Here is a 15,557-nt window from a genome sequence, read left to right on the forward strand (position 1 = left end):
ACTGTACGGCCCTGTTTACGCATATATTAATGCGTTACAGGGCCTTTTACATTGGTCTGATGTGCGTGAATTTCATTGAAATTTAATCACTTTAGGCAATAATGAACTCTCAGCCTATATAAATGTGTCAAAACTTGTAAATATGACTAAACAAACTGATCCAAATTATTTATACATCCCTTACTCTGGTCCAAATCTTTTAGAAACACCTTTGTTAAATAAAGGTAGTGCATTTAGCCAACGTGAACGTGAGAGCTTTAACCTATCTGGTTTGCTTCCGCCACGTTATGAGACCATTGAAGAGCAGGTAGAGCGTTGCTACCAGCAATATTCAAGCTTTAGTGACAACTTGAACAAGCACATTTATCTGCGCGCTATCCAGGATAACAACGAAACGCTTTATTACCGTTTAGTGCGTGATCATCTCGAAGAAATGATGCCTATCATTTACACACCAACCGTTGGTGATGCGTGTGAAAAGTTTTCTGATATCTACCGTAGCTCACGCGGCTTATTCATTTCATATGAAGAACGTCATCAAATGGATGATATTTTACGTAACGCGACCAAAGGCAAAGTAAAAGTCATCGTAGTAACCGACGGTGAGCGTATCTTGGGTCTTGGAGATCAGGGCATTGGCGGTATGGGCATTCCGATTGGTAAATTATCGCTGTACACCGCCTGTGGCGGAATAAGCCCAGCCTACACATTACCTGTAATGCTCGATGTAGGGACCAATAATGAAAAGTTACTGGCGGATCCTATGTATATGGGAGCACGTCATAAGCGTATCGGCCAAGAAGAATATGACGAGTTTCTTGAGTTATTCATTAACGCCGTAAAACGCCGTTGGCCTAACGTGTTGCTACAATTTGAAGATTTTGCTCAGCCCAACGCGATGCCACTTCTTAAGCGCTATCGTGATGAAATTTGTAGCTTTAATGACGATATTCAAGGTACCGCTTCTGTTACGGTGGGGTCATTGCTGGCAGCTTGTCGAGTCAAAGGCGCAAAGCTTTCTGAGCAGAAAGTGGTTTTTGTAGGGGCTGGCTCAGCGGGATGTGGTATTGCAGAACAAATCATTAGCCAGATGGTTGCTGAGGGTATCTCTGATGAACAAGCTCGCTCTCAGGTATACATGGTTGACCGTTTTGGTCTGTTAACCGAAGGTATGTCTGATTTACGCGATTTCCAAGCTGCACTGGTACAAAGTAAAGATGCGTTAAGCGAATGGACTTACAGCGGTGACTATGCATCATTACTTGATGTGATGCATTGTGCGAAGCCAGACATTCTAATCGGTGTTTCTGGGCAGCCGGGTTTGTTCACCGAGCAAGTAATACGCGCGATGCACAATGGTTGTCAGCGCCCGATCATTTTCCCACTAAGTAATCCATCTCGTCAGGTTGAAGCGCATCCTAAAGATGTTATTGAATGGACCAATGGTGAAGCAATTGTTGCTACAGGAAGTCCATTCGCTCCTGTAGAGCTAAACGGCAAGACTTACCCAATCCCACAATGTAACAACAGTTATATCTTCCCAGGTATAGGTTTGGGTGTTATCGCTGCGAAAGCGACACGAATCACTGACGCGATGTTAATGGTCTCTAGTGAGACGCTTGCAGAGTCCTCGCCTTGGGCTAATACCGGTAAAGGTAGCTTGCTACCGGCTTTGATAGAAATCGAAGCACTCAGTAAGCGTATTGCTTTCGCGGTAGCTAAAAAGGCGATGGAAGAGGGTGTAGCGCTTGAGATGCCTGATGATGCAATTTGGGCTGCTATCGAGAAAAATTACTGGTTACCAGAGTACCGTAATTACAAACGTCGCAGCATTTAACGACGATACGATAGATTGAAAAGCCAGCCGTTGCTGGCTTTTTTGTATCTACACTTTTTATCACTTGTTTTTTCGCTTTAAAAGCGCTCTTATAACTCATATACCCTTAGTGCGTAAAAGCGTTCAGTGATGATTAAGGGCAATGTGCTTCAATACTCGCGATAATCTATAAAAGGAACACCATTATGCGTATGATCTCCTCATTAATAGCGACATTATTCTGTGCCGGTTCATTTGCCGCTGCGCTACCAGATGAACCTCACCTCTATGTCGAAGGCACTGCGAAAATGCAGGTACAACCTGATAGAGCGACAATTCGCGTGGCAATTAGCGAAAAGAGCAAACAGTTAGTTGAAGCTAAGAAACAAGTTGATACTGTGGTTGCTAATGCCATCAAATTGGCGAAACGTTTTGGGATCAAAAAAGATGATATTCATGCCGAGCAACTGAATATACATCGCCAAACTCGCTATAACCGAAACACCAACGAAGAAGAGTTTGAGGGCTTTAGAATCACTCGCAGCCTAACGCTTACCCTTGAAAAAATCGACAGTTACCCTGAGTTGTTACAAGAATTAGTGAATGCAGGAATTACTGAATTCAACAATACCGAATTTAGTGTAAGCAATCACAATGAGCTGGCTGATAAACTCAAAAAAGAAGCGATAAAAGATGCTAAGTCTGCTGCTAGCGAGTTAGCCGATGAATTTGATGTTGATCTGGATAAACTCTATTCCGTGTCATTTGCTCCTATGAATGTGCCATCTGTTCCTTATGTTAGACAGGCAGCATCAATGAGAATGATGGATGCTGAATCAGGAAGCTACAAAGAAGCGTACAACACAGGTGCTATCACCATTACAGCGCAGGTTTTTGCGGTATATCTTATTAAGTAACCTCACCGAGCGTAGGCGCTGTCACTGGCGCCTACCGCATTTGTAGCAAGTAACGTATAATCGCTCCCCTGTGTATATTAAATTGTGGCCCAAAGTCGCATGAGTAAAGTATTTGTAGTCGGTTTACCAAGAACAGGCACCACAAGCTTGTGTATTGCGTGTCTAGAATTGGGGTTTAAGACCGCGCACACTGCCTACACAAGAAAAACATTTCAAGACGCGCAAGTGATTGCCGATACGCCGATATTTAATGACTACCAACGCTTAGCTGAAGCATACCCAAACAGCCGTTTTATTTATCTTGAGCGCGATATAGACACTTGGTTGCCATCTATTTCTCAGCTTTTAGAACGTATGGCGGGTAATCTAATGCGCAGCGATGGCGGATTCAATGACACCATCAAGCGATGTTTTTTAACTACTTTTTCTGGATTAACCGAGAATTCGGTGAATAACCATGATTTTCTGCGTGGCTGCTACGTTAGGCATCAGCAACAAGCAATTGCTTTTTTCGAGGCGAAACAATTACCGTACCTCGTACTCAATGTGGCGGAAACGAACGCATTGTCAAAATTAAAAGCTTTTCTAAACACAGAGACTGATAATATAACCACGATGCCTTATACCAATAAAGCAGGAAAGGTGACCGCTTGGAATAACATTCGTCACCCATTAAAAATATCATCGACTAGAAATGGTAAGGTAGATAAGGATACCTCATTGTATTAAATATGCTGGCTAATCGATACTTTGCCATGACGCGACAATAAGATAGAATGCCCACAATTTTTTTCAGTGAACTCAGTAAGTATTTCGCAATGTTTGAACTTAAATACCACACGCCTTTTGAATGGACACATAAAGTACTCGAAGATTTTGACACGTTTTTACAAGATCATGCTGCCGCAGAAAAAAAAGCGTCGGGCATGGCTGTATCAATGTTAAGTCATTATCCCGATAGAATTAAGCTGGTTAAAGCTATGGCAGACTTGGCGATTGAGGAAATGATCCACTTCAAACAGGTACTCAAGTTATTAACCGAGCGAGGTGTCACCTTGGGCAATGATCAAAAAGACCCATACGTTAAAAAAATTCGTGCGGTGTTTAGAAACGGGCGAGATGAGTTTCTAATTGATCGCTTGCTTGTAGCCGCAGTAATTGAAGCGCGTGGCCATGAACGATTTTCGCTGGTTGCTGAAGCACTACCAGAGGGCAAAGAGAAAGATTTTTATGTGACCATTGCCAAATCAGAAGAAAAACATAAAAACCTGTTTGTTGAGCTTGCGTACGAGTATTTTGACAAACAAATTATCGACCAGCGCTTGGAGGAAATCTTAATTGCAGAAGCGAAGATCTGCCAAGAAATCCCATTTACCGCAGCACTGCATTGATTGCCAATTCTGTTCATTATGGATCAGGCGAAATAGGGCACATTGTGCTCTCGCCTGATTGGTTAAAAAATAACACCCTCCAGATAATAAACAAAAAATTATGTTGACTTAGCTGTTAAACTCTATATAGTGAGCATCAGCTTAAAAGTAAGACTTTTTATACACTCCATTTCGAAGCGTTAACGTTAGTACCTCCGTCCTGTAGTTTTTAAATATCATTTATTTTTTGTGCTATTCCGTCTGACTTTGATGATAGTCAGCATTTTAAATTTTAATTTACAGGATAGATATTATGTCTAACACAGTTACTGGTACCGTTAAGTGGTTTAATGAATCTAAAGGTTTTGGTTTTATCGCTCAAGAAAATGGCGCGGACGTATTCGCTCATTTCAGCGCAATCAAAGGTGATGGCTTCAAAACTCTAGCTGAAGGCCAACGCGTTGAATTCACTCTTGCTCAAGGCCAAAAAGGTCCTCAAGCTGAGAACATCGTTGCACTTTAATTTTTAAAATTAAGTGAAACAAAAAAAGGTAGCCAATGGCTACCTTTTTTAATGCCTGTAATTTACCCGCAAATTACAGTTTAAATTTGGAAGTTGAATCCAGTAAGTTATCAGACAACTTATGTAGATTTTGCGCCACATCTCTTACTTGCTCTAACGCTTTCATAGTTTCTTCAAATGAGCTGTGCATATTAGAAACGTTATCAACAACCATTGCTGCAACAGATGTTTGCTGCTCAGTCGCCGTTGCTATCTGAGAGTTCATCCCATTGATTGCTAAAATCTGTTCTGATATTTCCTGAATCGAATTACCCGTAGCCTCAGCAGCTTGAGCGTTATTGGTTGCCATATCTCTGGCGGTATTCATCGCGTTTACAGAATCTGACGCCGCTACAGTCAGTATATTAATAAGCTCTCGAATCTCATTGGTTGATTTGGCGGTGCGTGACGCAAGCTCTCGTACTTCATCCGCTACCACCGCAAAACCGCGCCCTTGTTCTCCCGCTCGGGCTGCCTCAATCGCAGCGTTTAACGCCAGTAGGTTGGTTTGTTCTGCTATCGAAGTAATTACGTTAAGAATTTGCGTAACGTTTTGGGTGTCATCAGCAAGCTTGTTGATGGTAACGGCAGCTTTATTAATCTCTTCACTTAAGTCTTGAGACTGGGCAACCGAGACATTAATTTGTTTTAAGCTCTCATCTACTGCGTTTTCAGCAAGTTCAGCAGCTTGGAAAGCGGAGGCCGCTGACTGAGAAATATCACCCACGCTTTGCTTCATCTCTTCCATTGAGTTGCGCACGACTTCTGCATCACTCGATTGCTGTTGTGTGGCGCGTTCTGCCGATTCCATTCCTTGTACCAGTCTGGTCGAGTTTTCCATTAATGGCTCAACCACAGCGATTACATCTTCAACTGTTCCTCTGAGCAGATTAATGAAAGCGTTAAAGTTTTTAGATACCTGACCGATTTCGTCTGCCGATGAAACAGTTAACTGCGAACTCAAAGAGCCTTTGCCTTCGGCTAATAGATGAAGGTTACTTGCTGCTTCTCCTGCAGAGGAGCTGATCCCTCTGGCTATCATTACAGCTAACACGATAACCAATGCCAATGAAATAACCGCAACAATAAACATCATTGTTAAGGCATCATCAGCGTTGGACTTGGTGTTATTAATCAATTCAGAAAAACGTTCGTTGGCGCGTTTTTTATCATCGTTCAAATCGGCCACTAATCCCTCAAATAAATCGCTTTTTTGTTTTGCAATTTGTGGAAGCTTGGCAAAATCGGCTGTGCCGTCGATCATGCTAGTAGCGATTTGCTTCGCAATTTTTCCGTATTCTTGCAGGTCACGTACAGTGTCACTCGTTGGGAAGTTAGAGTTTAGTGTTGGCACTAGTCTTAAATTTTCTGCGAGCTTCTTCTGAGTTGCGGCGGCTTTACTTATAAGCTCCGCATCACCGAAGGTTACAGATTGGGTATAGGTCTCGTCGAGGTTTTGCATTGCAGTGACGTTTTCTGACGTCAAAATTAACAATTTATAGGTTTGGTTTTCTAGTTCATCAAGTGAGCGCTGGTTCTCCAATAGAGAGTTATAGTTAATCATTACCAAGACAATAAATGCTGCTACAGCAACTATGGTTATCGCATGGATTTTTTTTGAAATACTCATATTCTTAAAATGCAATAAATTCGACATATAACACCTTGTAATATAACAATGTGACAACCTTACGTTGTGTTAATCCCTGCTTTTTGCCTTTTTTAGGCACAGCGCTAGTTGATTGGCACTTTCCCCTGCATCTAAGCTTAGCCATATTCCAATTTTTATCAATAAAACTTTCTTTTTCGGAGGTTTAACTATACTTAGCCTGCCAATAACTTATAAATTAGGCGGAGCTATCTATGAAACTAAAAATGACTCTCTTGATCGCTGCTCTCACTTCAATGACAGCTCATGCAGAGATAAATATTTCAGGGTTTGCAAGTGTGAATGGCGGTAAAGTGCTCAGTGGTACGGGCGCACCGCAATACGGTATTGAACCGTCATTTCTTGCTGACTATCCAATTGTAAGTACATACACAGAAGATTTTTCCTTTTCACCTGAATCACTTATAGGTTTGCAGGTGACAGGGGAGCTTGGCGAAGGACTCAGTGTAACTGGGCAAATCGTAGCACGTGGTGCAAATGATTTTGATGCTGAGTTTGAGTGGGCTTACATTTCCTATGAACTCAATGATAATTGGACACTACAAGCTGGTAAGAAGCGTTTGCCGCTTTTTTACTACTCGGATTTCTATGATGTTGGATATGCCTATGTATGGATGCGGCCGCCAGCAGACAACTATACATGGCAGATTTTCAACTATGAAGGGGTCAATTTACTCTACAATGGCTCGGTAGGAGATTGGGGACTGTCCGCAAATATTTACACAGGTAGAGAAGATGACACCGAGAACAAGTTGTTATCAGACTTCTTTTTTAGGGCGCCTACACGCGAAATTTGGGAAGATATTCTCGGCGGCGTTGTTAACTTAAGCCATGATTGGCTAGAAATTCGTTTAACCCATATGCGCTATACCAACAAGCGCTTTATTGATGGTGAGCCTTCAATGTGGAATGGTAAAGACGAGCGTGATGGTAAGTTTTATGGTTTAGCGGTTAATGCGGACTTTGGTAACCTTTTTGTATTGTCCGAGCTAAATCGTCTGGAGCTGGACTCTGATTTTGATACTTATATGATCAGTATCGGATATCGCTTTGATGAGATAACACCGTATATCATGTATTCAGACTACGAACAAAGTGGTGATGGTGATGTTGAGAAACATGATACAACTGCAGTGGGCGTGCGTTGGAACTTCCATCCTTCAGCAGCATTTAAAGTGCAATATGACCGCGTTAAAGATGATTCGTTTGACTTTGCCGTTGCCGGTGACAGTAAAGCGCTCACATTTGGCGTTGATGTAGTATTTTAAGGAGCTTAAGTGATGAAAAATTTAATTTATATAGCATTTATGCTGCTTTGCGCTCAGTCATATGCTGGTGTTGCGGTGATTGTTCACCCAAGTAACAACAGCACGTTTGATGATTCTGTAATAAATCGCATTTATACCGGTAAAGAGAAGTCATTTAGCAATGGCAATAAGGCAATTCCGATAGGTCAAGACGCAGGTAACCCAGTGACCGAAGAATTCAACACCAAAGTGCTGAATAAATCATCGGCTCAACTGAAAGCCTACTGGTCAAAGCTAATCTTTACTGGAAAAGGAACGCCTCCCAAAGAGGCTGCGAATGACGCAGAGGTTATCCAAAGTGTATCATCTAATCCCGACACGATAGGGTTTGTTTCTTCTGGTTCAGTAACAGGTGATGTAAAAGTAGTTAAAGAGTTCTAGAAGAACCTTAACGCAGTAAACAAAAAACTCGCTCACCTAGGCGAGTTTTCTATTTTATGGGGATCATAATCTGACGTAAAAAAGCGCGCGACGCAGAAGGAATGATGTCAGCACATATTAAGGTTAAATGCATGGGCAAGCCTGTTCAGCTTTAAAATAAACAATACTTTCAACCTATTTATTTTGAATTTAATCATCATTAAAGTTTAGTTCTTTAGGAGGGGAGAGAACAGGTTGAATGCTTGAACAACATAAATGGCCGTACTTGGCAATGCTGGTAGGTGTTTCTATAAGTGCTTTTTTGCTGTCAAAGGTGTTATTCAAAACACAACAACAAGAAGTCAAACTCACATCAATATATGGCGATGTATATATTTTTAGCTTGGTACAGCCAAAAGGTATCAATCTTTACGCTAAAGAGTCATGTGCTACCACAGGTAAAGCAGATTGGAGATTTTTAAACGCGCACAAAGACACGGTATACAAGGCTAAGGTTAGATTTCGATTAGGAGACAATGCTTGGAATTACTGTGCTTTAACTCAAGAGTCAGAGAAAAGCTTTAAACAGGCAATAGATTCGTTCTTTCGCGCAGGTTGAACCGTGTCGAAGAGATAAAAGCCACTTAGTGGCTTTTATCACGTTATTATCATAACTATGTTAGTCAGCGAGCTTTACATTAAGGCCCAGGCTGTAAGATTGTGCAAAACTGATCTGGGCTCGGAGCACAAGAACCTCGCGCGGTAAACCTATGGTTGAAAAAGAACACATCTCTTTCGTCAACAGAGCGTCTAACTTTCAAGAAGCCGTTAACGTTAGCTCTCATATCAAATTGATTGCCAAAGTTAATAGTCAGCTGTTTGTCTGCCTGAACACCCCATGTTTGAGATGTCGACCAATCGTATTGCAGATAGTTGCTATTTAAAATATGCGGAGTCCACGTGTAATCTACTTCAGGGAAAACACTTTCATATCGGCTGATTGACGTTATAACAGGTGCATTGATGCCGCGTCGATTGTATGCGTAAGATGTAATTGCGTTATTGAACGCACTTGCTTGGCGTCCTTCACTTGGATTATATCGACTTAACATTTCGTATTTTTCATAAGCAGTCGGAGGACGACTAACAATTGATTTAAATTTACTCGCAATGTGATCTAGTAGTGCTTGGTCAATATATCCTTGGTGCTCAGGAGTGGCGACACATTGGTCTGCGGCCATTTTACTATTCACTCCTTGGACATGTTGTAACATCTCATTTTGTCTTGCTAGATAAAGCTCCTTACCACTTTTGCGCACAAATGCCATGGCCAGTTCTACAGCAGGCAAACACGCGCCCATTGTTAGTGGGTTGTCTAAACAGTCTTTACGTAAATCACGTTGAAGACGTCTATCTGCCGCGCCTCTATCTGCACCCAGAGTATTATAAGCTCTGTCATGCTTGTTACAACTGCTGTGCATATCACCTAAGAATTTGTTTATTTTTCTGTTAAGCGAAGGATCATTTTTGAAAATGGTGCACTTGTCAGTAACAACTGTTTTGGTATTACATACTTTTGCAAAAGCAGAGCTTGTAAAACCTACGCCCAAAGCGAGCGTAATGCATGACGAGATTATTGTTTTTGTCATTGTATACATCCTTGACGTGTATCTTTATTGGGAACTTAATCCTAAGATGTTTTTTTGTTACAGTCAATAACATAAGTTAATAAAATAGAAACAAATTTGTATCTTTTAGAATGTTCCAAAAATGATGTAAGTGCGCTTTAAGGTCTGGAGAGCATATTTTCGGTTGTTTAACTGCATGATTAAATTATACATTTGACGAGCGGCACGAAAAGCTATTACTGCTCTGATAAAGCAACAAGCTTAAATATTTTCGGTGGGTTACACCGCCGCAGTGGCAAAGTAATCTGGTCCAGCTGTGTTGGCTAGGGGCAGCTGGTTTTCAACCTCAAAAGATTTAGCAAAATTGGGGCAGGGGTTTATGAATAAAGTTTTTTACCGCCGTCTGTTAGAACCTTATTTTGAACGCCGCAAGTGTTAAACAACACAGAGATAAACCCACAGAAATATGGCTTAGGTTGGCGCATTCATACCCTAAATTTAGGTGAAGGGATTATACCAACGGAGTATATGCACCATGGCGGAGTATCAGCTGGGGCACAGAGCTTCTTGATGGTAGTGCCAAGATACAAACTGTCCATTGCTGTTAACGCAAACGTCAGAACCAAAGTATTTTGGGATTTTGCTAAAGTCGCTCATGAGCTGGCAAGGATATTTGTGACAGAGGTTGAGCAAACATAGTGTTTTCTTTACACTCAAACTGAGGGCTGAAATGTGCTCTTAACGCACAGTGTCAACGCTGGAGCACATAAGTACTTAAAAGGAGTTAGCCATATGTTCAAGCTTTTTAAAAAACAGCCCAAAAAACAGTACACACTCTCAGAGTTTGCCTTTCGTCGCATTTACAATGATCAAGTCCAGGTTTATCACAAAGGCAACAATGAGTGGATGGCTTGGTATGAAATTGTGGGCGACGTATTTGATGAATCGGGGGAATTAGTTAATGAAACAGACTTACACCATGCGCTGACTGATAGAACTAAACGTACTACGTACGATAATAGCCACACAGCTTTGTGCAATAGCGGGTTTGAATCTTTTGTGACGGTTCACGTTACAGAAAATGATTCGTGCAGTTCATCTGAATCAGATGGTGCTTCAAGTTCAAGTAGCACTGATAGCGCTAGCTTTGATTAACATTGTGGCAAGCCGGTTAATCTAAAAAACGGTATTTATTCAACATTTGACAATATATTGCTCGAACCAATTTAGCTAGAAAAAGTGTTTGGCGATGACATTTCCATATTACCGATATTGTAAAACGTCTGATGGCACTTAGCTTGTCCGACCTACAGAATGTTTAACGTAGGAATAGCAATCTGAGATAAATATGGATTGGTGGCGGATAAATCAGTAAATGAAATGCTAGGGCGTTTAGGTAGAAACTAAAAGAGTTACTGGTCGTTGTCGAGATCCAAGTCATGATAATGTAAATTTCAAAGGCTGATATTTTCGTTATTTTATAAACGAAGGTCAGTTGTAATGAATACAGAATATCGCAAATAAACGAACACATCTGATAGGATACCTAGCTTATTTATTCAATTTAACATAATATAAATTATAGGCTGTGAGTAATTTAAGTATTCTAACGTCCTATCGATCGATTCTCATGAACCTTCAAAATGTCCAATACTAGACGGTATCGGACATTTTGTATTTTTCTGCGCTATCTTGTGATTATACGCCCAAAGTTATTGAGCTTGCTGTGCTGATGACTTAGTATGTTTTCAGACAAACAATATGAAGTATCGTTATATGGAATTTGTAAAACCGCTGGAGCCGATATTGATTATCGATGACTCCAAAGAGATCCGAGATTATCTCAGCAATATATTGGTTGAGTTAGGTTTCGAAGAAATTTTTGAGTCTGAAAATTTTGAGTCCGCTAAAGCTTTACTAATCAACAACCCACCCAATGTTATCTTTTTAGATATTGAATTGCCTGACACCGACGGCACCCAAATTCTAGAGTTTATCAATGACCACTATCCAAGTACCCATGTCATCATGTGCTCTGGTCACAATAGTCTTGAAAATGTGCAAAACACTTGGGAACTTGGCGCTAAAGGATTTATTGCAAAACCCTTCAATGCCAAAAAAGTTGATACGGTATTAAAGCGCATAGAAATGATTGCATGAGTCATCCGATAGCAAAAATCACGCAACAACTCTCGCATATTATTTTTGGTAAAGAACAACAAATAAAGTTAGCAGTGTGTTGTTTACTTTGTCGCGGTCACTTGTTGATCGAAGATTTGCCAGGTATGGGCAAAACTACCTTGTCTCATGGTTTAGCTGATGTTTTAGGCCTTAGCTATCAGCGAGTTCAGTTCACCAGTGATTTACTGCCCGCAGACGTTATTGGCTCAGCCATATTTAATAGTAATGAGCACAAATTTACGTTTCATGCGGGCCCAATTTTTAGCCAAGTTTTACTTGGTGATGAAATTAATCGTGCGAGTCCAAAAACTCAAAGTGCGCTGTTAGAAGCAATGGAAGAACGTCAGGTGACTGTTGATGGTATAAGTCATCCGCTACCAGAGCCATTTTTTGTTATTGCCACACAAAACCCGATACATCAGTCTGGTACACATCCCCTACCCGAATCTCAATTAGATCGCTTCTTCATGCGCATTAGCTTAGGCTATCCAAGCGATGATGCTGAGCGCAAGTTGATTCTGGGGATAAAGCAAAATGTCCCCTCGGAAGTAAATAAAGTAATTGATATTGAAGAATTATTTCGTCTTCAGGCACAAGCAAAAGATGTTACGTTAGCGGAAAGTGTACTCGATTATATTCTTGCACTGGTCAAATATACACGCGAATCAGGATTATTTACCGACCCGCTTTCGCCACGAGCCAGTATTGCTCTAGGCCAAGCCGCCAGAACCTGGGCGCTAATGGATGGTCGAGATTATGCAACTCAAGACGACGTCCAGTCGGTATTTGGAAGTATTGCTGCTCATCGACTTAATATTCCATGTCATATGCAAGAGCAAGCGATATCGGACATTTTAGCCGACGTGGTGATCCCGCTTTGAGCGAAGGATATGTGAAGCAGTTTTTCTCTCGTGTGATCAAAAAAAAACACGAAGGCGATCGGATCACATTCAAACACAATACAATTTATGTTCTTCCATCAATGACCGGCATGGGTTTTGTTGCTGTTAGTGCTTTGAATTTTGTACTTGGTATTAATTATCAAAACAACTTACTACTCGGTGTCGCTTATTTGATGGTCATGTTATTAGTCGTGTCTATTATCTATGGCTATATAAATATGAGTGGTGCGCAAGTCAGGTTAATATCCATTCAATCAGCGCATCGCTCTACCCCTCCTACGGTTACTTTTGAGCTCAGCACCAAGGCAAAGCTCCTACAACTATCAATTGAACATAATCTTATAAAACAACAAATTGATTTACCGTTGGTACAGACTAGAGAGCTAGCTAGTATCGGATTTATGTTCCCTAGAGGTAAGCATGCGCTTGGCCGTTTTAAATTTGTGAGTCATTTCCCTTTTGGTTTGGTTTGCGTTTGGAGTTACCTTTACTGTAATAAATATATATACGCTTACCCAGACCCAAAAGTGGATACGAGTAATAGACTTGAATTTATAAGTCATAGTGATGATAAGCAGTATATATATACCTCGTCACATTTAAGCGATGAATTTAAGCAGCTCGCGCCTTATCAGTCTGGTATGAACATGCATCGTATATCTTGGCGACATTTTGCCAAAACACAACAACTTTTGGTAAAGGATTATGAAGGAGAAGCTGGTACACATACCTTAGGTTTTGATTTTGACAGCCTTCAGGGCACTGTCGAAGAGCGCCTTGAAAAGTTATGCTACCTTGTGCTCCAAGCACACCAAAATAACCTCAGCTATGCATTAAAGTTAGGTCCCCGTTTGATAGAAGCTGGGCAAGGGGAGCTGCATAAAATCAGATGTTTGGAGGCGCTCAGTGATTACTAATCATTTTGTTATCACGCTCAGCTATTTACTCCTTACCTTTTTACCAACTATGTCATTTGGCACCCCTTTTAGTATTTTAATGCTGTTGTTAGCACTCTGGCACGTCGTGTTAGTCATTAAGAATAAGCCAGGAGTAAAAAACGCGCTGTTAAACCTAATCGCTATTGTCGGAATGCTCATAACGGGGTTCTCCGTCGGAGCGAAAAACACTGTTGAGTTATTCGTCGCCTTAATGCTACTGGCCTGTCAATTAAAAGTGCTACAAGCAACAACGAGTAGACAATGGCAACAGATCTATGTGTTGAACTTTTTCACTATACCTAGTGTTTTCTTATTCTCTCAGAGTTTATATGTTGCACTTATCGTGCTGATCTTATTGGGTATAAATTTGACGTTTATGCTGCAAGTACAGCACAGAGTTTCCTTAGCATTTGCAGGAAAGTTCACGCTCTCAAAAGTTTTGTTAAGTATGAGCTTAAGCATACTGCTATTGATATTTATGCCTAAACTACCAGCATTTTGGCAAATGCCAGGGCCAACACTCGCAAAAACAGGCCTAACTGAAGACGTTGACCCTTTTAACATCGTGGAATTGGTGAAGTCTGATGAGCTGGCATTTAGAGCCTTGTTTAACGACGAGACGCAACCGCAGGTAAACACCCCACTATACTGGCGCGCCATCATTCATGATAGATTTGATGGTACGCAGTGGCGTATGTCAAACTTGCAAAATGTTGCGAGTAATTTAACCCCAAACTCATTGCAATCACCCTATAAGATCATCGCTGAAGCGAGTAATCTGCCATGGCTCTATGCGCTTGATTTCGCAATGAGCCCAACAAAATCTGTCAACTATAATTACTTTGGTACGCTTTATAGAACGATAAGATTACCTCAACTTTCGAATATCAGGTACAGCCTGCTGACATACGCCAACAAACACAACTACCCAGCTGGCAATATCGATTATATACCTCGTTGCCGGAACAGCTGAACCCAAAAGCTCAAGAACTCGCCAAGCAGTGGGACCTTAATTCCACAACAACCAAACAGTATATCGAGTTAATGCAGCGGTACTTTTCGACACAGGGGTTTAGTTATACACTCACTCCCGATGTCACCACATCCAGCCATAGGATTGACCAGTTTTTATTTGAATATAAAAACGGTTTTTGCGGACACTATGCCTCTAGTGTTGCTGTTTTGCTAAGAAGTGCTGGAATTCCAGCACGCTTAGTTTCCGGTTATTTAGGGGCTGAGTATAATATTCAACAAGGATATTTCAGCGTTTACCAATACGATGCCCACGCGTGGGTTGAATATTTTGTTCCAAATGAAGGTTGGAAACGTTTAGACCCAACCGCTTGGGTTTCTCCTGGACGCCTCTTGGGGTCATTGTCCGAACATCAAACATTAGCTGGTGAATTTCAACAGAACCTAGGCTTGAGTCTCGTTGCTTGGCAAGATTTTAAAGCTATTAATTGGCTTAGATTACGGTTAGAACAACTAGACTATCAATGGACACGATGGGTTTTAAATTTTGATCAAGACAAGCAAACATCTCTTTTACAAACTTTATTCGGTAATAAAGGTAAGCAATGGGCCGGTGCACTGGTGGTATTAGTCATATCATTGGTTTTAACCATATTGTTCTTTTACGTACAGCGAATCGTGAAAGTTAAGGAGCCGACTGTCATTAAGCGTTATCGACAGCTCATTGGCTTCTGTGACAAAGACTTGTCTGCCCTTCCCCCCAAACGAGCGATAGATGAGTTAATTCGGCAATACTCGGAGCAGCGAGAAATGTTGCTACAATTTTACGCGGATTTTGCGGCAAATAGATATCAGGGCAAATCTTTTGGCAAAAACCAGAACAAACATGCCAAAAATTTGATAAATTCAATAAAAACAAAAGCAAAGAGATAAGT

The 15,557-nt window shown here is 41.1% G+C and carries 17 protein-coding genes; 15 read left to right on the plus strand and 2 right to left on the minus strand.

Annotated features, from left to right (window positions below; genetic code table 11):
* Positions 1-142 precede the first annotated feature (142 nt).
* The 5 genes from C2M32_RS09870 (at position 143) to cspE (ending at position 4,626) form a co-directional block, all read left to right on the plus strand.
* A complete protein-coding gene (locus C2M32_RS09870; protein ID WP_105169268.1) occupies positions 143-1,837 on the plus strand; it encodes an NAD-dependent malic enzyme in 1,695 nt (564 codons plus the stop codon).
* 185 nt (positions 1,838-2,022) lie between these two features.
* Positions 2,023-2,733 carry an SIMPL domain-containing protein gene (locus tag C2M32_RS09875; RefSeq protein WP_105168276.1) on the plus strand — a complete coding sequence of 237 codons (711 nt, stop codon included), beginning with the start codon at positions 2,023-2,025 and terminating at the stop codon, positions 2,731-2,733.
* A gap of 99 nt (positions 2,734-2,832) precedes the next feature.
* Positions 2,833-3,462 carry a sulfotransferase family protein gene (locus tag C2M32_RS09880; RefSeq protein ID WP_105168277.1) on the plus strand — a complete coding sequence of 210 codons (630 nt, stop codon included), beginning with the start codon at positions 2,833-2,835 and terminating at the stop codon, positions 3,460-3,462.
* An 89-nt stretch (positions 3,463-3,551) separates the two neighbouring features.
* Positions 3,552-4,124 (plus strand): tRNA-(ms[2]io[6]A)-hydroxylase, encoded by a 573-nt coding sequence (locus tag C2M32_RS09885; RefSeq protein WP_105169269.1) that lies wholly within the window; start codon positions 3,552-3,554, stop codon positions 4,122-4,124.
* Positions 4,125-4,416: 292 nt separating this feature from the next.
* Entirely contained in the window at positions 4,417-4,626 is a 210-nt protein-coding gene (gene cspE / locus C2M32_RS09890) for a transcription antiterminator/RNA stability regulator CspE (RefSeq protein WP_070985466.1), read from the plus strand.
* Between the two features lie 73 nt (positions 4,627-4,699).
* On the opposite strand, the gene C2M32_RS09895 is transcribed toward cspE, so the two are convergent.
* Positions 4,700-6,322 (minus strand): methyl-accepting chemotaxis protein, encoded by a 1,623-nt coding sequence (locus C2M32_RS09895; RefSeq protein ID WP_105168278.1) that lies wholly within the window; start codon positions 6,320-6,322, stop codon positions 4,700-4,702.
* Positions 6,323-6,528: 206 nt separating this feature from the next.
* On the opposite strand from C2M32_RS09895, the gene C2M32_RS09900 reads away from it, so the two are divergent.
* The 3 genes from C2M32_RS09900 to C2M32_RS09910 all read left to right on the plus strand — a co-directional run bounded on the left by C2M32_RS09900 (position 6,529) and on the right by C2M32_RS09910 (position 8,620).
* Positions 6,529-7,602, plus strand: coding sequence for a porin (locus C2M32_RS09900; protein ID WP_105168279.1), 1,074 nt, complete (start codon positions 6,529-6,531; stop codon positions 7,600-7,602).
* 12 nt (positions 7,603-7,614) lie between these two features.
* Complete coding sequence (locus C2M32_RS09905) at positions 7,615-8,022, plus strand: phosphate ABC transporter substrate-binding protein (protein ID WP_105168280.1); 408 nt, start codon at positions 7,615-7,617, stop codon at positions 8,020-8,022.
* Between the two features lie 238 nt (positions 8,023-8,260).
* The gene (locus C2M32_RS09910; RefSeq protein ID WP_105168281.1) at positions 8,261-8,620 is read left to right on the plus strand and encodes a hypothetical protein; all 360 of its coding nucleotides are present in this window, start codon (positions 8,261-8,263) and stop codon (positions 8,618-8,620) included.
* A gap of 79 nt (positions 8,621-8,699) precedes the next feature.
* On the opposite strand, the gene C2M32_RS09915 is transcribed toward C2M32_RS09910, so the two are convergent.
* Positions 8,700-9,650, minus strand: coding sequence for a hypothetical protein (locus C2M32_RS09915; RefSeq protein ID WP_105168282.1), 951 nt, complete (start codon positions 9,648-9,650; stop codon positions 8,700-8,702).
* Between the two features lie 411 nt (positions 9,651-10,061).
* Here C2M32_RS09915 and C2M32_RS09920 point away from each other — a divergent pair, with 411 nt between their 5' ends.
* The 7 genes from C2M32_RS09920 (at position 10,062) to C2M32_RS09950 (ending at position 15,555) form a co-directional block, all read left to right on the plus strand.
* Positions 10,062-10,328: a serine hydrolase gene (locus C2M32_RS09920; RefSeq protein ID WP_105168283.1), complete on the plus strand. Its 267-nt coding sequence runs from the start codon at positions 10,062-10,064 to the stop codon at positions 10,326-10,328.
* A gap of 93 nt (positions 10,329-10,421) precedes the next feature.
* Positions 10,422-10,784, plus strand: a complete 363-nt coding sequence (locus C2M32_RS09925) for a hypothetical protein (protein ID WP_105168284.1) — start codon at positions 10,422-10,424, stop codon at positions 10,782-10,784.
* A gap of 621 nt (positions 10,785-11,405) precedes the next feature.
* A complete protein-coding gene (locus C2M32_RS09930) occupies positions 11,406-11,789 on the plus strand; it encodes a response regulator (RefSeq protein ID WP_105168285.1) in 384 nt (127 codons plus the stop codon).
* On the plus strand, positions 11,786-12,691 hold the full coding sequence (locus C2M32_RS09935; protein WP_105168286.1) for an AAA family ATPase: 906 nt from the start codon (positions 11,786-11,788) through the stop codon (positions 12,689-12,691). Before C2M32_RS09930 ends, C2M32_RS09935 begins: the two co-directional genes overlap by 4 nt.
* Positions 12,631-13,629, plus strand: a complete 999-nt coding sequence (locus C2M32_RS09940) for a DUF58 domain-containing protein (RefSeq protein WP_105169270.1) — start codon at positions 12,631-12,633, stop codon at positions 13,627-13,629. The genes C2M32_RS09935 and C2M32_RS09940 overlap by 61 nt, the downstream gene beginning before the upstream one ends.
* Positions 13,619-14,623 (plus strand): DUF3488 domain-containing protein, encoded by a 1,005-nt coding sequence (locus C2M32_RS09945; RefSeq protein WP_105168287.1) that lies wholly within the window; start codon positions 13,619-13,621, stop codon positions 14,621-14,623. The genes C2M32_RS09940 and C2M32_RS09945 overlap by 11 nt, the downstream gene beginning before the upstream one ends.
* Entirely contained in the window at positions 14,608-15,555 is a 948-nt protein-coding gene (locus C2M32_RS09950) for a transglutaminase-like domain-containing protein (protein WP_158678195.1), read from the plus strand. Before C2M32_RS09945 ends, C2M32_RS09950 begins: the two co-directional genes overlap by 16 nt.
* The last annotated feature ends 2 nt before the right edge of the window (positions 15,556-15,557 follow it).

Source organism: Pseudoalteromonas sp. T1lg23B (assembly GCF_002964665.1).
Taxonomy (GTDB): Bacteria; Pseudomonadota; Gammaproteobacteria; order Enterobacterales; family Alteromonadaceae; genus Pseudoalteromonas.